The following is a 21,466-nucleotide window of genomic DNA, read 5'->3' as shown; positions in this document are numbered from 1 at the left end:
GGAGAACATCGCCCTTATTGCAGGGGTTTGATAGGTGACTTGGCCGGACGCTTACGACGCGCTACCTGGAAGATGGGGCCGTGCCCATCGACAACAACCCAGTCGAGGTGCGACACGAAGTCGCTTAATGAAGTTGTTCCCCCTTGGTGGGAACCACCCGTGTCACCGGGTGAATCTAGAAGGCTGAATCAAGAGCGCCTTCGACAATGTAACGCGACTCCCCGAAGCACCTTATGCTGGCGACTGGGAGAAGTTTCTGCGCAGGTGGGAATCCGAGATGGCCCACCTTGAGAGGCATAGAGCGCACAGGTCAAAGGTGGATAGCCCTAGCTAAAACACCGAGGTCGTATGGTGCCTACCGAGCATTGCATCTTACGAATGCAGGGCCATCGGTGCTTGAGGCTACTTATCCAACTCTGCATCCTGTCAGCTTTCGAGAGTGCCCCGCCTGTGTGCAATTAGGGTTTCTACGGCCTCGATGGCTGATAAACCTTCTCGCTCTCGGGCGAGTAAAAAATCCCGATCAAGCATTGCCTGGTTTTCAGCTACCAAGCCTTGGAATGGGGTAACAAGATCTCGAGGCGAGCGCCCGTCATCAGCACGGGGTTTAACAGGATCGACCAGGAAATTGTCCTCATCGGCCCGCTCAAGTAGAGCTACCCATAGCCCATGGGGGACGGTCGTGCGACTCTCATGTCGATGACGATATGAGGGTATCCGCAGCAGTTCAGGAACTCGACTAATAACGACCTCGCACGCGACGCGTAGCGCCTCAAAGGGGACGTCACTCATTCCAATGACCGAGGTGTGCAGCTGCCTGGGTATAGATTGATAGGCTTCGTCGATTTTGAACGGATATTCGTAAGCTAAATGCAAAGCCATAGCACCGAATCGGTCGGCACCGAGCAATGAGGCTAGGCCTTCGATAGCTTCGAGCTCATGCAGATTGTCCCGTGTCAAAGCTATCAAACTTCCCACACTTCCTCCGGTCGCTCTATACGACTGTTTACTGATTCGCAGCAAACTCCGAGCTGCTTAAGCTCATTTCCAGCTTTTCCGCCATGGCCTTGAGGTTTTGGATTTCAGCCGACAGATCAGTTTTCTGAAGCTTGGCCTTATGTTCCAATGCCGTGAGCGTGTCCTTGACGGAGTCCAATTCATCTTGAGCCTCAAGCAGCGAGCTGTAACTTGAGCTTGAAGTGAGAGCTTTGAATTCTGCATGAAAATAGTGGAAGAGGGATGCTGGATCAGAATGACCGGTAAGACGAGCCACCTCTCCACATATGTCGTCACGCAGTGTTGGAGTCCATCCCTCTCTGAGGCGTGGATTTTTGTTGAATTTCGCTTCCAGCCTGATGTTGATCTGACGGGTTACAAAACGGTGTCTGAACATGGATAGGCAAACACGGATATTAGTCAACCCGGCACTTTTGCACAGCCGATCAAATTCCTTAGTTATCGATTCCTTCTTCAGGGAGCCCCCGTGCTCACCCATGAAAATGTTAGTAGGTTGGGTGCAAAAAAAACCTCTATTATGTAGGAAGTCTATGTGCGCTTGCCTAGCGTCTACGTAAACTTTGAACTGTCTTGCAGATGCGACATTGACCTTGAAGCGGCGGACAGGCGCTGGGGTTCCCCTTTTTTTTGTGTGGATCACAATTTCTAGATTGTCTGAAACGTTTTGGTTTAACTGAAGGTCTAGATCGAATAGCTCTTCCGGGCGCAATCCAGTAAGCTTCATCATTCTTATTGTGAACATCCGTCTTTCATACAGGTACACACAGTTAGCATCATAGAGTTCAAAGTCACTGATCGACTTCAATCTGGATCGGGCAGGGAGCTCGTCCCAGTCACGCTTGCGAAAAATCTCATTTTGAATTTTTTGTATGGTGTGCTCATCTATCGCTACCTTGTCATCATTGTATGGAACAGGGGCTACCAGCGATGGGTGATCCATATAAGAGCGCTTAGTCTTGGAATTTATCTCAAAAGATACGATGATGTTAGCTCCGCTATGCTCAGTTCCAACCAATGGTCTCTCCGCTATTGATGGGTGCTTGGTGGTTATCCAGTATAGGAAATTTAGTGTGGTGTGTTGGATCAGTCGAGTGCGGTTGTTATTCCTTTTGGGCCTTGTGCCCGTAAGTGTTGATACAGTTTCTTGCACTAGCTGTTCTGTAAACTCATCGAAGTGGGCTTCGCTGAAGTCCTTAAAATGGACAGACTTAACGAAGCAGTAGCGTATAAAGTGTGTAATAAGTGCGGCCATTACCTGCGCAGAGTCTCTAGCACCTGTTGAAGCACAAAATTCTGCAATCCAAAAATTTACAAGGTTGCATGGCCTACCATTTGGCCAACGAATCAATACGTAGTTCATGACAATCCGCGGTTTCCCTACAAAACCGCCCGTTTTTTGGATCGGCATAGGATGGCCTGGAACGCTTACCGACTCGTACTCTGAGTAGAGTTGCTTAGCCATTCTTTTTACCGCCATCAATAACCTTTATATTTTTAGATGAGATCATCTGGTCGCTTGTCAGAAAAGAATGGTACTTGGCTTTGGATGTTTTTACTTTCAGCGCGATAGTCGCACGAATTTCTTCGGCGCTGTGCGAGCTTTGAGGGTCGATTCGTTCCAGGAACGTAAGGACGTCAAAGTAGGCCATCGAGGCGATGTGAGCCTCAAGCAGCGCTATACGTGCTTGCTCTTTGAATGGGGGAAGGCTGGGAGTGGGCGCTTCGATTACTGTAGGAGTCGATAGAGCGAATGCCTTCGCTCTCATCTCTAGCATCTCGCTCCACATGTTCGACCCAGAGATATCTAGGATTGAGGACTTTGCCGCTTGTTTCAGTGAGTTTAAGGAAATGCGCTTGAAGAGACCGGAGATCTCAAGTAAGCAGAAGCTCTTCATGGTAGACAAAGCCCGAAATTCCACCTTTGAAGGTGAACTTTCACCAGAAAGAACATTTGTTAACCATGTACGTCTGGAGTGCAAATTTTTAATTGTTGTAGTTCGCATCTTTTTTATCTCCCAGACTAATCGCAAAATCAATTGCGTAAATCTCGTCTTCAAATGTCTCAAGTCTGACCCTATAGGTGGTCATGTCAAACTCAGGTTGTTGGATTGCCTTGTCAAGATATTTGAGGAATTCGCGGTTGTTAATTGTAGCAATGCTTGTGACCTTGAAGTCCTTCAGCGCTTTGGTATAAAGAGCTATAAGTCCTTGGTTTTGATCCTCGGCCAATAGGCCATTTTCGAGAGCGATCAGCTTGTCATCGATACATTCGGACTCGTATCGTATAGCCTCAGAGTCTGAAGGGTCATACGCGATGTAATCGTCAATGTGATCCCTGTTGGAGTGCCCGGCCATATACCTCAATAATTCTTTTCCTGAATCACCTATATGCCTATGTACTAGGAGTAAGAAGAACTTTCTCATTTCATGAACGCGTACATACCAACGGCGACCTAGTTTATCAACGGGCATTTTGACGAAGTCGCAAAACTTATCGATACATCGGTTAACCTTCCATTCAGTTTTTTTGCCGCTAGGGCATTTAAACCCCCTTCCTGGAATGTAAAAAAGGCTCTTGGCGTAATTTGAATTGTCTCCATATATGGCCGCCAGAGAATTGCCAAGCACTTGAAGCAATTGAATGGCGTGAGCCGCTACGTAAGGAATGGGGCGTTCAATAGTATTATTAATACCCAAAGCGCCTGTTTTACCTACCATGTGCCTAATAAAAGCGCCATTGTTACCAGTATCGGTAGATAAGCAGTTTCGTTGGAGGGTGCTCAGTTCAGCGTTGCGAATCGGTTTCACCATCCCGATTATGACGGCGCATGCGCCAAAGAAAGACTCCATTACCATTTTGTAGTTCGACTGATCGACAGGGAAGTTTTTCTTCACTTTGGTTTGAAGTTTGCCTATGTTGAGGGCTTGCGTTAATGGTTGGGGTGGTAGGTTTGGCATCCCCTTTGTGATCCATAGATGCTTAGTATCTTGAAAGAACAAATTCTTCTTTTTGGATTGACGTGGTAAGGGGTAATTTTCATCGAGTTTAACGAAGTGCTCAGTATAGAAAATCAACGAATCAACAATTGCTTGGCCGTAGACTACTATCCACTTGCTAGCTTGATTCAAGCACTTGAATCCTATCTCCAGAGGTAAAAGATTAGTGTGGCCGCCGGGTTTTAACCGCTGGGAATACTCATGGACAAGCTCATCGACATTAAGATCAATTTGTGGGATGTCCTCTGGTAGAGCGTCATGGCCTTGAAAGAATGTCTTCAGTATGATCATGTTGTCTTTGAAAGATTTAACACATGGTTCTCCTTTGGAAACTTCCTCTATTGTCTTAGTGTTTTGCGAGTGGTGAACATTCTTGCGCACACTTTTCTGCAGCAAGTGTTCATGGATAAGGGTTGGTTCAAACTGTCTGATAAAAAGGCGAAAATTTGCGTTATTAAGGCTCTTCGAGGGTCTGCCGAGGATAGACCCAATATAGTCTCGCGAAAGCGTTCCCGTCTCATAAGTGCTGGTTTGCGCGCTCACAACATAAAGGTCTTTTTTAGTGAAGTAGGCAATCGCCGCACTTGTTAAATCAACGGGCAAGAAGTCTTGCTCTAACAGTAGATCCTCTAATGAAAATGATACGGGCAAGACATCAATCAGGTGGGAAATGAATCGCTCTTTCAATAACAAGGCGGCAGGCCAACCTCCTTGGCTCAAGTCCTCAGCGATAGACTTGCAAGCATCTTTATCGAATAGCTTAAAGCCATATTCTCTAGTTTTATATATGCCTTGGTAAAGATTGGCTCGCGCCGTCAGATTCATTGCGAAGTTAAAATAGTTAATCCATCGAGTTCGCGCCATAGGTTTGCCAGTAATAGTGCCCATGCGACAGTGGTACAACCATTTTTGTACTGTCTGTAGGATTCTTATGTTAACTTCGTCATTTAGCTTGGTTCCGTCCGCCATCAAGCGTTCAAAACTCATGCAATGAAGCTCTGCTGATCCTGGAAAGCTCACGATCCATTCCGAGCTGCCAATCCCACCTCGTACGAGCCAGTCAGCTTGGTAGTTATGGGTCTGTTTGTAAATTCTGCTTTGCCATTCGGCGTGATTGATCATCGCCTTGATTCGACTGTCATCGATTGAAGAATCTTCAGTCATGTTGCCCTCCCATTGAGAATTGAGACTAGCGGGCGGAGGTCTTTTTTAAGGATGGTCGCGCGAGCGTGCGATTGTCGGAGCTCACTCATGGAGTCTCCTGATACCCGATCTGCTATAGCCATCTCAGCATTGGATGCGCTATCAAAGTCAACGCTAATTGTTTTCACCACTAAATCCCTGATCGTAGTGAACACCCACAGTGGTACGTTTGTGCCTTCATCAAACAGCAAACGATCTTCCGGTTGAAGCTCATCAACAGCTTCCGCGTATGCATAGATCGCTGCTAAACTGTTAGGGGTGCGATCAAACAACAGCTCGCGCTCTAGGAACATTTCAAGGAGAGAGCTGGGGTCGGGCGTATAGTGACCAAGTTTTTCTCGTAGCGCCTGGCTCAACGGATCACCGCTTTTCAATCCTAACAAAACCCGCCGGACAAAAGTTTGAAGTTCTTCTCGGCTTGTAAAATCGGATGCAGCCAACTGCCATGGTTCGCCTTCAGTGGCAACTAGCATAATTTTTTGATGTAATATTCTGAAGAACCTGACCGCCCAGCGATGGATCATCCAGGGTGGAATATAATTTCTCCTGACAACATGCAGGGAGTTTCCCAACAAGTCTGCCACGGCTTGGAGGCTACCGCTACGCAAGAACTCCAGTAAGCCTTGAGTACATCGAATCGTGTAGAGGCTCATCATGCTCTGAGCAACACCGACGGCCTCTAATTCTTCTTTGTAAATGTCATAAAAAGAGAGCCCCGTATGTGTAGCCAGCGTTTTTGTAAAATCAGGGTTGGAACCAATTTGTTTTCGGCTTGAGATTAAAAACAACTTCCTCCAGCCACTTTTCCCCTCTGACACTAAACGTCGCCTTGGCATGCTTGTGCATCGGATTACGTCCATGACAATCTTGGTGCTCAACGGTGGAAGCACAGAAAGCTTGCGCGACCGGGCCCGAGATTTACTGACGCTGATTGTAATTCTCTTGGTATCGCTATTCCCCCGAAGATAGAATTTTCCATCTTGTCGATACAGGCGTATATTGGTTAGTGATGATGGATTAAAGTTAGGGTTTTCCGAAGCAATAATGGCACTGGCTACCGCACAGTCTCTCGGAGAAAGGTATCCTAACAACCGGTTGAACGTTTCGTTGACATTGTAGTTGGCGACACCGTCGTCGCCGGCAGCCGCCCATAGCCCTGCGACAAGTTTTGGTTTGCTGGTGCAGTTGTAAATGACCGGTTTAAAAAATGGAAGCTTTTTGAGTTCGCTGAAAGTTACTGATTTAAGCTCGTCAGTTTGCTCGGCGTAATACCGAGTAACGGCTAAAAACCAATTCAGACCTGTTGGCGCGTCGGGGTGTGCAAGATGTATCCCGTCATTGTAGAAAAATTTGTTCTCAAGCATGGTCTTGATTTGATCTACCGAAATATCTTTGCAAAGCTCATCACCTCTTGCATGGCACCTCAGCATTCGATCCCAGTAGTCCACCGAATAGTCAACTATTGCGCCTGCTCTCATCTCGAGAGTGTTCTTGAGGTTGAGAAGATAAACATCGTCTTCAAGACTCATACCTTCCTCAACGAGAAATTTTTTAGGAAGAAGGAATCTCGTCGATTTGGGAATAGATGTCTGCACAGTGCCATAGCCGTGCGGTTGCGCCATAGCTTCAGGCTGGCCCACGCCTTTAGCTGATGCATCTGGAATGAATGTATTAATTGGGATTACACCCGCGCGCCTAAGCGCTTTGTAAAGATTCGCTATGCCTGACCACTGAGCGAAGCGGGTTTTGGGCTTGTTAGATATATCTGTCAGATGAGTCGCGTAATGCGTAACGATAAAATTGTTCCAGCCATCGTCCGCAGGTGGGAATTTGATCCGAAGCTTTGCTACATGGTCGAAAATGCATCTGCTATATAGAAAGTGTGCTGAATAGCTTCTTTCAGCCACTGTAACACACAGCAATTTTACTACCTCGGCTATGGCCTTAAGTTCTGACACTTCGATCCATGTTGGTGCGTGCGTGCTCCAGGTTCGGTACCCGCTAACGGTCTCATCATCATCCCACCTGAAGGTGATTTTACCATCTCCAATTTGATAACTGAGCATCAGGTAGGCTCCGCGAAAACTGCCATTAGAGATTCGCTCTAATGACTGAGTCAAGCACTTTTTTCAGATTTGCTATTTGCTCTGTGAGTATAATAACAATATACCGTAGTTGCGCGTAACGGTATGATTTTTATACGCCGTAAGTTGGTGTATTTGGGTTTGCTATTGGGCGGTAATATACATCGACAGCAGTGAGTGAAAATTCACAAGCTATTGACATGCTCTTCTACTGATTGATTGATTGATTGATTGATTGATTGAGCAGTTATGTATTTTTCAGATTATATGTGTGGCAGGTTATATTTAGCATACCCTTGATTATCTTCCCTCCATGTCCGTTCTCCATTACAGCGGTGCTGTACCCCTCTAGGCTGGCAGTATAATCGACTAAATGAATATGATTTTGGTGCGCTGCTTCCGACATTCTGACCGGTCGATCCTCGATGACGATATTGTGAAGGCGACCATAGGGGCACCCAAACTTTACCAAATATTGACATACTATTTAACCGCGTTCGTACGGTGATGCGGCATTTACTTAGTACGATGCCAATATTATATAAGCTGGTTTGTCTAGCTAGCTTTACGATATTTTGCTCCGAGCAACTTGGCGTTCATGTAGCTCCAGATAGGATTGTTCCGGACTCTGATGTCAATCTGTTTTTCTGTGGTAACCAGTCGTCCGGCGATTGTCCCAACCCATTCTGAAAAGGATATCTGCTCCCAAGCGCTGAGAATGATCAGTCGGAAAATAGGATTTTGGGAGAGCTAAGGTTCAGTCCCGAGGTCAGGTCTAGCCCGCCTGACGTCATGAAAAGCCCTTGCGCTCCCTTCGCGCTCACAGGCCAAGAGAGTCGCGCACTGCCGATCAACTCAGTGAGTTCGCTTTTTCCCCCTTGGAGGCGTTCGCCGTAGGCAGGAGTCGCTGTCAAATTCCCAGTGTCAAATCACTCTGTAAAATATTGATGTACTTTAGCTTTCATATTTTTTGAAATTCATGTGTCTAGAAAAACTCCATGCTCGACATCAACGGCATCCTCGGCCTGGCCGCATTGATGGGCGGGATCAAGTACGGCGAACAGTCCTACAACGACGACTCGGCGCGCAGTTACAGCGTGATGATCCTCACCGCCATGGGCGTTTCCATGGTGGTGCCGGAGTTTATTCCCGAGGCCAACTGGAAGATTTATTCGGCGTTCACCATCGGTGCGATGATCGTGCTCTACACCCTGTTCCTGCGCATGCAGGTCGGGCCGCACAGTTATTTCTTCAGCTACAGCTACCCGGAAAAGCGTCGCAAGAAAATCCCGGAGGAAGAACCTGAGCCCATCAATCTGGGGCTGAGTATTGGGACATTGGTGTTTGGCGTGGTGGTCATCGGCGCATTGGCCGAGGTGATGTCCAAGACCCTTGATCTGGGCCTGGAAGGTACGGGCGCACCGCCAGTGATCACCGCGATTCTGGTGGCGGCAATCTCGGCGGCGCCGGAAATTCTGACGGCGTTGCGGGCGGCATTGGCCAACCGCATGCAGTCGGTGGTCAACATCGCCATGGGCGCGTCACTGTCGACGGTGATCCTGACGGTGCCGGTGATGGAAGCGATGGCGCTCTACACCGGCCAGCCGTTTCAGATGGCGATGACCCCGGTGCAGACCGTGATGATCTTCCTCACCCTGATCGTCAGCGCGATCAACCTCAACGATGGCGAAACCAATGCCATCGAAGGCATGACGCACTTTGTGTTGTTTGCGACGTTCATCATGTTGTCGCTGCTGGGGTTGTGACGGATCGTTCCCACCAGAGCGTGGGAACGATCAGGTGGTGGATCAGGTACCGGCGATCAACTGCCGAGCCGCCTGGCTGTGATCCGCAATCAAGCCTTTCAGATCCAGCCCTTCAACCTGCCCATCAATCACCCGCCATTTGCCACCGACCATCACCCGATCCGCCCGATCCGCGCCGCACAGCAGCAACGCCGACACCGGATCATGACTGCCGGAGAAGCGCAGCTCATCCAGCTTGAACAGCGCCAGATCCGCCTGCTTGCCCACCGCCAATTCGCCGATGTCGGTACGCCCGAGCAAGCTCGCCGAACCCTTGGTCGCCCAGCCCAGCACCAACTCCGGAGTGATCCTCTCGGCGCCATAACGCAGTCGCTGAAGGTAAAGCGCCTGACGGGTTTCCAGCATCATGTTCGACGCATCGTTGGACGCCGAACCGTCTACGCCCAGGCCCAGCAGCGCACCCGCAGCCGTAAGGTCCAAGGTCGGGCAAATGCCTGAAGCCAGGCGCATGTTCGAACTCGGGCAATGGCAAATGCCGGTACCGGCGGCGCCGAGGCGGGCGATTTCATCCGGGTTGAAATGGATGCCGTGAGCCAGCCAGGTGCGCGGGCCGAGCCAGCCGACGCTGTCCAGGTAATCCACGGTGCGCAGCCCGAAACGTTGCAGGCAGAAGTCTTCTTCGTCGAGGGTTTCGGCCAGATGGGTGTGGAGGCGCACGTCGAGTTTGCTCGCCAGTTCGGCGCTGGCGGACATGATTTCCGGGGTCACCGAGAACGGTGAGCAGGGGGCCAGGGCGATCTGGATTTGCGCGCCGTCGCCACGTTCGTGGTACTCGGCGATCAAGCGCTGACTGTCGTCGAGGATCACTTCGCCTTGCTGCACGGTCTGTTGCGGGGGCAGGCCGCCGTCCGCTTCGCCAAGGCTCATGGAACCGCGAGTCAGCATGGCGCGCATGCCCAGTTCGCGAACGCTCTCGACTTGTACATCGATCGCATTTTCCAGGCCTAGCGGAAACAGGTAGTGATGATCGGCCGCGGTGGTGCAGCCGGACAGCAGCAACTCGGCCAACGCGACTTTGCTGGCGAGGGCGAGTTTTTCAGGCGTGAGGCGTGCCCAGACCGGGTAGAGGGTTTTCAGCCACGGGAACAACGGCTGATTGACCACCGGCGCCCAGGCGCGGGTCAGGGTTTGATAGAAGTGGTGATGGGTGTTGATCAGTCCCGGCAGGATCACATGCTCGCGGGCATCGAATACGTGTCCACAGGGCGCGCAAGGTTGCTGGCCAGCGCCGAGCACTTCGACGATCAAACCGTCTTGCAGCACCAGGCCGCCACGGGCATCGAGGTCATTGGCAGTGAAGATGGCGAGGGGATTTTTTAACCAGGTACGGGTCGCAGGCATGTTGGCCGGCTCCTCTGAAAGTTGGGTTCAGGGTTGCCAGCTCAGTGTTGCCCTGTCTGCTGATCCAGGGTCGTCGCGGGGACGAGGTGCGAAGTCTCAATCAAAAAAGCATCGCAGGCAAGCCCGGCCCGACAGGACAACACAAATCCCTGTGGGAGCGACGGTGATTACCAGGGAATGGTTTCGCCTCTGTAGTTCACAAAATAATGCCCGCCCTTGCCGGTGTACGCATTCACCTGATCGACCAACCCACGCGTGCTGGTGTCCACATCAATGTCCGCACCTTCACCGCCCATGTCGGTCTTCACCCAACCCGGATGCAACGACAACACGGTGAGTTTCTGCTCGCCCAGTTGAGTGACGAAGCTGTTGGTCATGGAATTCAGCGCCGCTTTACTGGCCTTGTACAGCGCCAGCTCCGGCGCATCCGGCATGGTCACGCTGCCCAGCACCGAACTCATGAACGCCAGCACACCGCTGTCCGGGCGGATCTGCCCGACGAAGCGCTGGGCCAGGTTAATCGGTGCCACGGCATTGGTGAAGAACAGCTGGCCGACTTCGGTCAGGGTCGCGCCCCCCGGTGTTTGAACGTTAGGCCCCTTGACCCCGGCATTCACGAACAGCAGGTCAAACACTTCGCTCTTGAGCTGCTGGCTCAAGGCGATGACGGCCTGCTGATCGTCCATGTCGAGTTTTTCGATCCGCACCTTGCCCAAGGCCTGCAAGGCTTCGGCGTTCTGCGGGTTGCGCACGGTGGCGGTGACTTGCCAGCCGTCGCCCAACAGAGTTTTCACCAGGCCGAGGCCCAAGCCCCGGGAGGCGCCGATGATGAGTGCGGTTTTTGCCTTGGACATGAGTGGCTTCCTTGATAAATGAGAGTCACGGATTTAATGGACAACGTTGCCCGAGCCGTTGTTGCAACTCGTGACGCAGCGCGCCGAGTTCGTCCATTCGGGTTTCGATCAGTTTGAGTTTGTCTTGCAGCAATTGCGTGACGGCGCTGTCCGGATCGGGCGACTGCCATAGCGCGGCGACGCTGTTGCCGATCTCGCCGAGCGTAAATCCCAACCGCTGGGCGGTCTTGATGTACAGCACCAGTTGCACCATGTCCGCCGGATAGTCGCGATAACCGTTGGCGCTGCGTTGCGCCGCGATCAACCCGCGCTGCTCGTAGAAGCGCAGCGTGTCGCGGCTGACGGCGCTGGCCTGGGCTAATTCACCGATGCGCATCATGACGTCTCGAGAGGGCTTGACCCTGGAGCATACTCCAGGCTTTAGCCTTGTTGCTCCCTGATTTTCTGGAGCAAGACGGATGTGGACTTCAACGCAATATCGCCGGTTGGTGCGCGGTAGCGCCTGGTATGACTTGATCGTGATGGCGGCGTTTACCACGCCGTGGAGTTTTGCGGCGTTGCATGGGGTGTTGGTGAGTGTGAGTCAGGCTTTCAGTTTGCCTGGTGGGCTGCCGCCGTTTGAGCCGATGCACATGCTGATGGCCAATCTGTTGGGATCGATTGTCTGCGTGTGGGCGGTGCTGCGGATTCGGGATCCGCAGCAGGTGTTTGGTCGGTATGACGCAGTCGGTAGGTTTCTGTTCGCTGCTTGGCAGCTCTATGCCCTGATCCACGGTGCCAGTTCGTTGTTGGTCATTTTCTTGTTTTTTGAATTGATGTGGGGTGTGGTTCAGGTGTTGCCTGTTCGGACGCCTTCGCGGGCAAGCCTCGCTCCTACAAGAGCGGCGCAAAACCCGTAGGAGCGAGCGGTGCGGCGGTCCGACTTGCCCGCGAAGAGGTCAGTGCAGGCGACCGCTAATGCCCGGCCTGCCACGGTTGCCCCAATGACATCGGCGCATACAACCGCGTTCGCAGCGCATCCCGGGACAGCAGCACCAACCCCACAATGGTCGCGACGTACGGCAGCATCGCCAACAGACTCGACGGAATCGCCAGCCCCAACCCCTGCGCCACCAAATGCAGGATGCTGGCGAGTCCGAACAGATACGCCCCCAGCCGCCACACCCGCCAACTGGCAAACACCACCAGTGCCAAGGCAATCCAGCCACGCCTGGCGCTCAGGTTCTCCGCCCACATCGGCGTGTAGGCCAGCGACAAATAAGCCCCGGCCAATCCCGCCATCGCCCCGCCAAACAGCACCGCCAACGTGCGCACGCCCAAGCCCGGCAAGCCCATGGCACTGGCGGCATCCGGGTTTTCCCCGACTGCCTGAATGATCAGCCCGACGCGGCTTTTCACAATCACCCAAACCACCAACGCCACCAGCGCAAACAGAGACGACAACAGCATCCCGGCAAGCATCGCCAGCAACACGCCGAGCCACAGGTCGCCGCTGTTCAGCGCGACGATAAAACCAATCACTGCACCAAACAGCATCATGCCTTCCTGGCCGAGGTTCAGAACGCCGCTCTTCTCACAGATCAACTCACCCAACGCCACCAACAGCAGCGGCGTGCCGCAACGGACCATGGCGTAGAAAATATTGCTCAGCAGATCGATATCCATCACAGCGCTCCTGCATGTACGGTGGTGGCTTGCGCGCGGCGGGTCCAGCGCAGGTTCAAACGCGGTCGGTAGAGAATCAGCACGTCACTGGCCAGCAGGAAGAACAGCATCATTCCCTGGAATAATTGCGTGATGGCTTGCGGCAGATTCAGGCTCATCTGCGCGCTCTCGCCGCCGATGTACAGCAACGCCATCAGCAGGCTGGAAAACAGAATGCCAATGGGATTCAACCGCCCGAGAAACGCCACGGTGATCGCGGCATAGCCGTAACCCGGCGACATCTGTGGCACCAATTGGCCGATCGGCCCGGTGTCTTCACACACACACACACACCGGCCAGCCCCGCCAACCCTCCCCTGATCAACAGCGCCAGCCAGATCAGCCGCTTCTCGCGAAACCCGACGAACCCCGCCGCGCGCTTGTCCAGCCCGAGCACTTTGATCTGGAACCCGATAAAGCTTTTCTGCAGCAACACCCACACCGCCACTAACGCGAGCAAGGCGAAACACACGCCCGCGTGAACCCGACCGTCCTCCACCAACAACGGCAAACGGCTGGCATCGCCGAACATGGCCGACTCGGGGAAATTGAATCCTGCGGGATCCTTCAACGGCCCATGCACGCAGAACAGCAGCAGGTTCAGGGCGATGTAATTGAGCATGATGCTGATGAGGGTTTCATTGGCATTGAAGCGCGTGCGCAGCCACGCCGTCAGCCCGGTCCACGCGGCGCCGGCCAGGGTGCCGATGAGCAGGATCAGCACCAGCGCCCAGCGACTTTGCAGGCCGATGATGTTCACGGCCAGTGCACTGCCGGCCAGCGCGCCGAGCAGCAACTGACCTTCGGCGCCGATGTTCCAGATTCGCGCCTGATAAGCCACCGCCAGCCCCAACGCGCAGAGCAGAATCGGCAGCGCTTTGACCAGCAGTTCGGAGACGCCACACAGGTCGCTGATCGGTGCGATGAGCAACGTGTGCAAGGTCAGCAACGGGTCATGACCCAATGCGATAAACAGCAGCGAACCACAGCCCAACGTCAGGACAGCCGCCAACAACGGCGAGCACCACAACATCAGGCGCGATTGCTGGCCACGGGGTTCCAGAGAAAGCAGCATGTGAAACTCCGTTAAACCGTTGTGGGTGCAGGTGATTGAGAGGCGTCGAACTGGCCGGCCATCCAGCCGCGCTGCACAAGGCACCGAGCCGGTCGCTGATCTGGAACAGTTCGTCGAGGTCTTCGGAGATCACCAGGATTGCCGCGCCGGCGTCGCGCAAGGCAATCAGCGACCGGTGAATGGTCGCGGCAGCGCCGACGTCCACGGCCCAGGTCGGGTGCGCGGCCACCAGCAGTTTGGGTTGCTGAAGGATTTCGCGGCCGAGGATGAATTTCTGCAAGTTGCCGCCGGACAGGCTGCGGGCGGCTGTCTGGGTGTCGGGCGTCTTCACCCCGAAACGACGGATGATTTCTTCGGCCAGCGCTTCGACCTTGTTGCGCTGGATCAGTCCGTGGCTGACCAGCCCTTGTTGAAAGGCGGTGAGCAGGGCGTTGTCCGCCAGGCTGAGTTCCGGCACTGCACCGTGGCCCAGACGCTCGGCGGGTACAAATGCCAGACCGAGTTTGCGCCGTGCATCCGGTCGTAAATGTGCAACGGGTTGTCCGCCGAAACTGATCCTTTTGTCGTCATTGCCGTGGAGGCGTTCTTCACCGCTGAGCAGCAAGCAACTCATCCTGACCATTGCCGGCCACCCCGGCGATGCCGACGATTTCGCCGCCGCGTACTTCGAGGTCGATGTCCTTCAGCGAGCAACCGAATGGGTCCGGGTTGTGCCAGGACAATCCGCTCACACTCAAGAAGGCATCACCGCCGATCACCTTCGGATAATCGGCAATCAACCCGGCCGCTTCACCGACCATCAACCGCGCCAGTTGGCAGCCCTCGGCGGCCAGTCGGCGCAGGGTGACGAACAATTGGTCGGCTTCCTGCGGGGTCAGCACTGAGGTCGGCTCATCGAGAATCAGCAGTCGGATGTCTTGCATCAGGCAACGAATGATTTCCACCCTTTGCCGTTCGCCGTTCGCCGTTCGCCGATCGACAGGCTGTGGGCAAGTCGCTCCGGTTCCAGCGCCATGCCGTAGCGTTGGGAGACTTCACGAATCTTTGGCTCAAGCTGTATCGGTGTGCCGGCCGCCGCGCCCATGGCCAGTGCAATGTTCTGCGCCACGCTCAGTGTTTCGAACAGCGAGAAATGCTGGAACGCCATGCCGATTCCCAGCCCGCGAGCCTGAGCAGGGTTGCGCATAGTCACGCGCTGGCCTTGCCAGATCATCTCGCCGGAATCTGCATGGGTGACGCCGTAGATGATCTTCATCAGCGTACTTTTGACCGCGCCGTTTTCGCCGAGCAGGGCGTGTATTTCGCCCGGTGCAATGTTCAGGTCGATGGCATCGTTGGCCAGGCAACCGGGGTAGCGCTTGCTGATTCTGCGCAGTTGCAAGCGAGGTGTTTGATCGGGGATCGGCGCCAGATCGGGCATGACAGGCTCGTGTCGATTGAAGTGATGCCTGTGGATAAAGCAATTTCCTGGTCATTGAGTCAGGAAAGCTCAAAAGCGTTACAGGTGAAGGCTTTGAAGAAGTCGCCTCGCCTATGTCGATCCCGAACCAGGCACCACTTGAGGGCAAAGCCGTTGATCAGGCTCCGGTTTTGCTCAGGGTGTTTGGTCAAAAAACGAGCAGCTGACGGCAAGCCATACCGGACATGGGGCCGCGACAGTCATGAACGGGTTATCCACAGGTTGCTCCACAGTATTTGTGCGCAAGCCCAAAGCTCGGGCATAAGCACTGTGTGGCTTTCTTCTAAAGGTGATAAACCAAGCTAACTGATTGTTTTTGGGTGGATTTAGCTTTTTTATTGGCGAATTGAACGAAAAGTAAGCAAAGCCCGCAAAGCCGCATGACAGAAGGGTTACAGCCGGATGTGCTCAGGTTATCCACAGCCGGGTACACAGTAGATGTGGGCAATTGCAGAGGTTCGACGAAAGCGCTGCGAACGTTATTGGTGCGATTAGTGCTGCAACAAAATGCGCCCGCGACTCAGATCCGCCAGCTGCGTTTGCAGGGTATCGATCTGGCTTTCGCCGATCGCCAATTGCAGTTCTACGCCGTTGGCCGTGAACGTTTCTTCCACAACCAATCCACCCAGTTCCGCCACCCGAAGCTTCACCAGCGGCAACTCACCAAATGCACAGGCACAACACACCGGGACCCGACTGATCAACTCAACCTTCGTCGCAGCTTGCAGGCACTTGTTGGCGCCGCCGCCATACGCCCGAGCGAGGCCTCCGGTGCCGAGTTGAATGCCGCCATACCAACGAATCACCAGCACCGCGACCTGATCGCAATCCTGCGCTTCGATTGCCGCCAGAATCGGCCGGCCAGCGGTGCCGCCAGGCTCGCCATCGTCAGTGCTGCGGTAGTGGTCGCCAAGCTTCCAGGCCCAGCAATTGTGCGAGGCATTCAAATCGCTGTGCTGTTCGATGAACGCCTGGGCTTCAGCGGGGCTGGCAATCGGCGCGGCGAAGGTGATGAAGCGGCTTTTGCGAATCTCTTCGCGGTATTCGCAAAAACCGCTGAGGGTAAAAGGCATAAGTGTCTTAGATCGTTGGCGTCAGGCCGCAGCCCTTGAGAATGATGCGGATCAGGTTGTTGCCGGCGTCTTCCATGTCTTGCTTGGTCAGCTTGGTGCGCCCGCTGACACGGCATATCTGTGTGGCGAAATCGGCGTAGTGCTGAGTGCTGCCCCACAAAAGGAAAATCAGGTTCACCGGGTCTACGGGGTCCATTTTGCCGGCATCGATCCACGCCTGGAACACGGCGGCCCGGCCCTGGAACCAGGCGCGATAATCCTGATTGAAATACTCGGTCAGGCACTCTCCACCGCTGATGACTTCCATGGCGAAGATCCGCGAGGCTTGCGGCTGACGACGGGAGAACTCCATCTTGGCGCGGATATAACGCGTCAGCGCTTCGCCGGGATCATCTTCAGCGGTCAGGGTGTTGAAGGTGCTGTCCCACAATTGGAGGATGTTGCTCAACACCGCCACGTACAAACCGAGTTTGTTGGTGAAGTAGTAATGCAGATTCGCCTTGGGCAACCCGGCATTCAGGGCGATGGTGTTCATGCTGGTGCCTTTGAACCCGTGACGGGCGAACTCGTCTTCGGCGGCTTTGATGATGGTCTCTTCGTTCTTCTGACGAATGCGGCTGGCAGCTTTGCCGCCGTGAGCGGGAACTTCAAAGGTCATAGGCACTTCCGAACAAGTGGGGTGGGTGCATCCTGTGCGTTGATAGCGCACCCACAGGCATCAGACAAGTCCTGAGGCAATAAAAGCCCAGGTTTTCTAGCGCGTCGCCGCCAGGCTCTCCAAAAAGCTTTCCAGCACCAAATGCGGGCGACGGCCCTTGCGAGTGACCGATGCGAGGCTCAGGTCATAGAACCGCACTTTTGGTTTCAGCGCACGCAATCGGCCTTGCTGCACCCAGAGACTGGCGTAGTGGTCCGGCAGGTAACCGATGTAGCGCCCGGTCAGGATCAGGAACGCCATGCCTTCACGGTCCGAGGCACTGGCGGTGCAATTTAGCGCTTGGTAATGGGCCTGGATTTCCGCTGGCAAACGGAAGGTCGGCGCGATGGCGTCCTGGCTATTGAGGCGTTCGTCATCCAGTTGCTTGTCGTCGACATAAAACAGTGGGTGGCCGACCGCGCAATACAGTAGCGAGCGTTCGCTATAGAGCGGCTGATATTCCAGCCCCGACAACGCACTGGCCTGTGGCACCACGCCGACATGCAATCGACCGTCGAGCACGCCTTGTTCGACTTCGTTGGGCGCGATCATGCGGATCTGAATCTGCACGTCCGGACCGCGCTCCTTCAATTGCGCCAAGGCGTGGGTGATGCGCATGTGGGGGAGGGTGACCAGATTGTCGGTCAGGCCGATGGTCAATTCGCCGCGCAAATGTTGGTGCAGACTGTTGACCTCGGTGCGGAAACTTTCCAGTGCACTCAAGAGCTGCAGCGCTGATTGGTAAACCTCGCGCCCTTCTTCTGTCAGGGAAAAACCGGCGCGACCGCGTTGGCATAAACGCAGACCGAGTCGCTGCTCCAGATCGCTCATCTGCTGGCTGATGGCCGAGCGGCCGATCCCCAGCACCGATTCCGCCGCAGAGAAACCACCGCATTCCACGACGCTGCGAAATATCCTTAACAGGCGGATATCAAAGTCACTGACTTGCGCCAGTGGATCGGGGCGACGGCTGCTCATAGTTTAGTGGTGGCCTGACTGAACGTTAGAAGAGTTGGATTTCACCGACTTTATCCCCGTGGCAATTTAGCTGCAAGAACGCTTTTCATCTCCACGCCGCTTATTGCCCTGCGAGGTTTTGCCCATGACCGTGCCTGAAAACGCCCCGAATTCCCTGGCCAGCCAGCTCAAGCTCGATGCTCACTGGATGCCCTACACCGCCAACCGTAATTTCCAGCGCGATCCGCGACTGATCGTGGCGGCTGAAGGCAGTTGGCTGATAGATGACAAGGGCCGCAAAGTGTATGACTCGTTGTCCGGTCTGTGGACCTGCGGTGCCGGGCATACCCGCAAGGAAATTCAGGAAGCGGTCGCCAAGCAGTTGGGCACTCTCGATTATTCGCCAGGCTTCCAGTACGGCCATCCGCTGTCGTTTCAACTGGCTGAGAAAATCACCGACCTGACCCCGGGCAATCTGAATCACGTGTTCTTCACTGACTCGGGTTCCGAGTGCGCTGACACAGCGGTGAAGATGGTTCGTGCTTACTGGCGTCTGAAAGGTCAGGCCACGAAGACTAAAATGATTGGCCGTGCCCGTGGTTATCACGGCGTGAACATCGCCGGCACCAGCCTCGGTGGCGTGAACGGCAACCGCAAAATGTTCGGTCAGGCGATGATGGACGTCGATCACCTGCCGCACACCTTGCTGGCGAGCAATGCCTATTCCCGTGGCATGCCGAAAGAGGGTGGTATCGCCCTGGCGGATGAACTGCTCAAATTGATTGAGCTGCATGACGCTTCGAACATCGCGGCAGTGTTTGTCGAGCCAATGGCCGGTTCCGCTGGCGTCCTGGTTCCGCCACAGGGTTACCTCAAGCGTCTGCGCGAGATCTGCGATCAGCACAACATACTGCTGGTGTTCGACGAAGTGATCACCGGTTTCGGCCGTACCGGTTCGATGTTCGGCGCCGACAGCTTCGGCGTGACCCCGGACCTGATGTGCATCGCCAAGCAAGTCACTAACGGCGCGATTCCGATGGGCGCAGTGATTGCCAGCTCCGAGATCTACCAGACCTTCATGAACCAGGCGACGCCGGAGTACGCGGTGGAATTCCCGCACGGCTACACCTATTCCGCGCACCCGGTGGCGTGTGCCGCTGGCCTGGCAGCACTCGACCTGCTGCAAAAGGAAAACCTGGTACAGAGCGTGGCCGAAGTCGCACCGCATTTCGAAAATGCGCTGCACGGTCTGAAGGGTTCGAAAAATATCATCGACATCCGCAACTACGGTTTGGCCGGTGCAATCCAGATCGCGCCTCGTGACGGCGACGCCATCGTGCGTCCGTTCGACGCCGGTATGGCGCTGTGGAAAGCCGGGTTCTACGTGCGCTTCGGCGGCGACACCCTGCAGTTCGGCCCAACCTTCAACAGCAAGCCGCAAGACCTTGATCGTCTGTTCGACGCGGTTGGCGAAGTGCTAAACAAGATCGACTGATTTTTCCCTTCTATATAGAGGCGCCCCTTTGAAGGGCGCCTGTGGACAACTTTTCAGGAGCCCCGCATGAGCCTTATCCCGCATTTGATCAATGGAGAACGGGTGACCGAAGACGGTCGCACCGCTGACGTGTTCAACCCGTCTACCGGCCAGGCGATCCACAAGCTGCCATTGGCCAGCCGCGAAACTATTCAAAAAGCCATCGACTCGGCCAAGGCTGCGTTCCCGGCCTGGCGTAACACTCCACCGGCCAAGCGTGCTCAGGTGATGTTCCGCTTCAAGCAACTGCTGGAACAGAATGAAGCGCGTATCGCTCAATTGATCAGCGAAGAACACGGCAAGACGCTGGAAGATGCGGCGGGTGAGTTGAAGCGCGGCATCGAGAACGTCGAGTTCGCTTGCGCAGCGCCGGAAATCCTCAAGGGCGAATACAGTCGTAACGTGGGCCCGAACATTGATGCCTGGTCGGACTTCCAGCCGTTGGGCGTGGTGGCCGGTATCACTCCGTTCAACTTCCCGGCCATGGTGCCGCTGTGGATGTATCCACTGGCGATCGTCTGCGGCAACTGCTTCATCCTCAAGCCGTCCGAGCGTGACCCAAGTTCGACACTGTTGATTGCTCAATTGTTGTTGGATGCCGGTCTACCAAAAGGCGTGCTTAGCGTAGTGCACGGCGATAAGGCTGCAGTGGATGCGCTGATCGAAGCGCCGGAAGTCAAAGCGTTGAGCTTTGTTGGTTCGACGCCGATTGCCGAATACATCTACGCCGAAGGCACCAAGCGCGGCAAGCGCGTTCAGGCACTGGGTGGCGCGAAGAACCATGCGGTACTGATGCCGGATGCGGATCTGGATAACGCGGTCAGCGCGCTGATGGGCGCGGCCTACGGTTCTTGCGGTGAGCGTTGCATGGCGATTTCGGTGGCCGTTTGCGTCGGTGACCAGGTGGCTGATGCGCTGGTGGCCAAACTGGTACCGCAAATCAAAGCGCTGAAAATCGGTGCCGGTACGACCTGTGGGCTGGACATGGGGCCGCTGGTTTCCGGCCAGGCTCGCGACAAAGTCAGTGGCTATATAGAAGACGGCGTTTCGGCGGGTGCTTCTTTAGTGGTCGATGGTCGTGGTCTGAGCGTGGCCGGTCATGAGGATGGCTTCTTCCTGGGCGGCTGCCTGTTCGACAACGTCACACCAGAGATGCGCATCTATAAAGAAGAGATCTTCGGTCCGGTGTTGTGCGTCGTTCGGGTCAACAGCCTGGAAGAAGCAATGCAGCTGATCAACGATCACGAATATGGCAACGGCACCTGCATCTTTACCCGTGATGGGGAAGCGGCGCGGTTGTTCTGCGACGAGATCGAAGTCGGCATGGTCGGCGTAAACGTACCGCTGCCGGTCCCGGTTGCTTATCACAGCTTTGGTGGCTGGAAGCGCTCGCTGTTCGGCGACCTTCATGCGTATGGTCCGGATGGCGTGCGTTTCTACACCCGTCGCAAGGCCATTACCCAGCGCTGGCCACAACGGGCGAGCCATGAAGCTTCGCAGTTCGCATTCCCTAGCTTGTAAGTAGAAGGGAAGAAGGCCGGCCTTTGCGTGTCAGGGGCTTTTTTGACCTATATGGCAGAATTGTGAAAATAGGTGTTGACGGCAGATTCTGGACGTCTATAATTCGCCCCACTTCCGGCGCAGT

14 protein-coding genes and 3 pseudogenes are annotated in these 21,466 nt (G+C 54.6%); 4 read left to right on the top strand and 13 right to left on the bottom strand.

Features of this window, described 5'->3' with window-relative positions:
- Positions 1–1,006: 1,006 nt before the first annotated feature.
- The 4 genes from QK293_RS26610 to QK293_RS26595 are packed head-to-tail and all read right to left on the bottom strand — an operon-like array spanning position 1,007 to position 7,283.
- On the bottom strand, positions 1,007–2,479 hold the full coding sequence (locus tag QK293_RS26610; protein WP_282383114.1) for a site-specific integrase: 1,473 nt from the start codon (positions 2,477–2,479) through the stop codon (positions 1,007–1,009).
- Positions 2,472–3,020, bottom strand: coding sequence for a hypothetical protein (locus QK293_RS26605; protein WP_282383111.1), 549 nt, complete (start codon positions 3,018–3,020; stop codon positions 2,472–2,474). The genes QK293_RS26610 and QK293_RS26605 overlap by 8 nt, the downstream gene beginning before the upstream one ends.
- Entirely contained in the window at positions 3,001–5,178 is a 2,178-nt protein-coding gene (locus tag QK293_RS26600) for a hypothetical protein (protein ID WP_282383108.1), read from the bottom strand. The genes QK293_RS26605 and QK293_RS26600 overlap by 20 nt, the downstream gene beginning before the upstream one ends.
- The gene (locus tag QK293_RS26595; protein ID WP_282383106.1) at positions 5,175–7,283 is read right to left on the bottom strand and encodes a hypothetical protein; all 2,109 of its coding nucleotides are present in this window, start codon (positions 7,281–7,283) and stop codon (positions 5,175–5,177) included. Before QK293_RS26595 ends, QK293_RS26600 begins: the two co-directional genes overlap by 4 nt.
- Positions 7,284–8,299: 1,016 nt before the next feature.
- On the opposite strand from QK293_RS26595, the pseudogene QK293_RS26590 reads away from it, so the two are divergent.
- A pseudogene (locus tag QK293_RS26590) lies at positions 8,300–9,067 on the top strand (calcium:proton antiporter); the annotation flags it as partial.
- A gap of 42 nt (positions 9,068–9,109) precedes the next feature.
- Here the strand turns inward: QK293_RS26590 and QK293_RS26585 are convergent.
- The 3 genes from QK293_RS26585 to QK293_RS26575 form a co-directional block, all read right to left on the bottom strand.
- Positions 9,110–10,468, bottom strand: a complete 1,359-nt coding sequence (locus QK293_RS26585; protein WP_282383104.1) for an 8-oxoguanine deaminase — start codon at positions 10,466–10,468, stop codon at positions 9,110–9,112.
- 167 nt (positions 10,469–10,635) lie between these two features.
- Positions 10,636–11,322 (bottom strand): SDR family oxidoreductase, encoded by a 687-nt coding sequence (locus tag QK293_RS26580; protein WP_282383101.1) that lies wholly within the window; start codon positions 11,320–11,322, stop codon positions 10,636–10,638.
- A 25-nt stretch (positions 11,323–11,347) separates the two neighbouring features.
- Positions 11,348–11,698 (bottom strand): MerR family transcriptional regulator, encoded by a 351-nt coding sequence (locus QK293_RS26575; RefSeq protein WP_123514993.1) that lies wholly within the window; start codon positions 11,696–11,698, stop codon positions 11,348–11,350.
- Between the two features lie 82 nt (positions 11,699–11,780).
- Here QK293_RS26575 and QK293_RS26570 point away from each other — a divergent pair, with 82 nt between their 5' ends.
- On the top strand, positions 11,781–12,221 hold the full coding sequence (locus QK293_RS26570) for a hypothetical protein (RefSeq protein ID WP_282383099.1): 441 nt from the start codon (positions 11,781–11,783) through the stop codon (positions 12,219–12,221).
- Positions 12,222–12,276: 55 nt separating this feature from the next.
- On the opposite strand, the gene QK293_RS26565 is transcribed toward QK293_RS26570, so the two are convergent.
- From QK293_RS26565 to QK293_RS26540, 6 genes and pseudogenes are all read right to left on the bottom strand, one after another.
- A complete protein-coding gene (locus QK293_RS26565; RefSeq protein WP_282383097.1) occupies positions 12,277–12,987 on the bottom strand; it encodes an ABC transporter permease in 711 nt (236 codons plus the stop codon).
- Positions 12,987–14,101 (bottom strand): annotated as a pseudogene (locus QK293_RS26560) (ABC transporter permease). The gene QK293_RS26565 and the pseudogene QK293_RS26560 overlap by 1 nt, the downstream one beginning before the upstream one ends.
- An 11-nt stretch (positions 14,102–14,112) precedes the next feature.
- A pseudogene (locus tag QK293_RS26555) lies at positions 14,113–15,521 on the bottom strand (ABC transporter ATP-binding protein).
- A gap of 530 nt (positions 15,522–16,051) precedes the next feature.
- Complete coding sequence (locus QK293_RS26550; protein ID WP_282383095.1) at positions 16,052–16,633, bottom strand: YigZ family protein; 582 nt, start codon at positions 16,631–16,633, stop codon at positions 16,052–16,054.
- Positions 16,634–16,640: 7 nt separating this feature from the next.
- Positions 16,641–17,291 carry a TetR/AcrR family transcriptional regulator gene (locus QK293_RS26545; RefSeq protein WP_282383093.1) on the bottom strand — a complete coding sequence of 217 codons (651 nt, stop codon included), beginning with the start codon at positions 17,289–17,291 and terminating at the stop codon, positions 16,641–16,643.
- Positions 17,292–17,387: 96 nt separating this feature from the next.
- Positions 17,388–18,308 carry a LysR family transcriptional regulator gene (locus QK293_RS26540; RefSeq protein ID WP_282383091.1) on the bottom strand — a complete coding sequence of 307 codons (921 nt, stop codon included), beginning with the start codon at positions 18,306–18,308 and terminating at the stop codon, positions 17,388–17,390.
- A 124-nt stretch (positions 18,309–18,432) separates the two neighbouring features.
- On the opposite strand from QK293_RS26540, the gene QK293_RS26535 reads away from it, so the two are divergent.
- Positions 18,433–19,782 carry an aspartate aminotransferase family protein gene (locus QK293_RS26535; protein WP_282383089.1) on the top strand — a complete coding sequence of 450 codons (1,350 nt, stop codon included), beginning with the start codon at positions 18,433–18,435 and terminating at the stop codon, positions 19,780–19,782.
- A 66-nt stretch (positions 19,783–19,848) separates the two neighbouring features.
- Entirely contained in the window at positions 19,849–21,342 is a 1,494-nt protein-coding gene (locus QK293_RS26530; protein WP_282383087.1) for a CoA-acylating methylmalonate-semialdehyde dehydrogenase, read from the top strand.
- The last annotated feature ends 124 nt before the right edge of the window (positions 21,343–21,466 follow it).

Source organism: Pseudomonas sp. AL03, assembly GCF_029960815.1.
GTDB lineage: Bacteria > Pseudomonadota > Gammaproteobacteria > Pseudomonadales > Pseudomonadaceae > Aquipseudomonas.
Note: the sequence above shows the minus strand (reverse complement) of the source record. Positions and strands in the feature narration are given on the sequence as shown.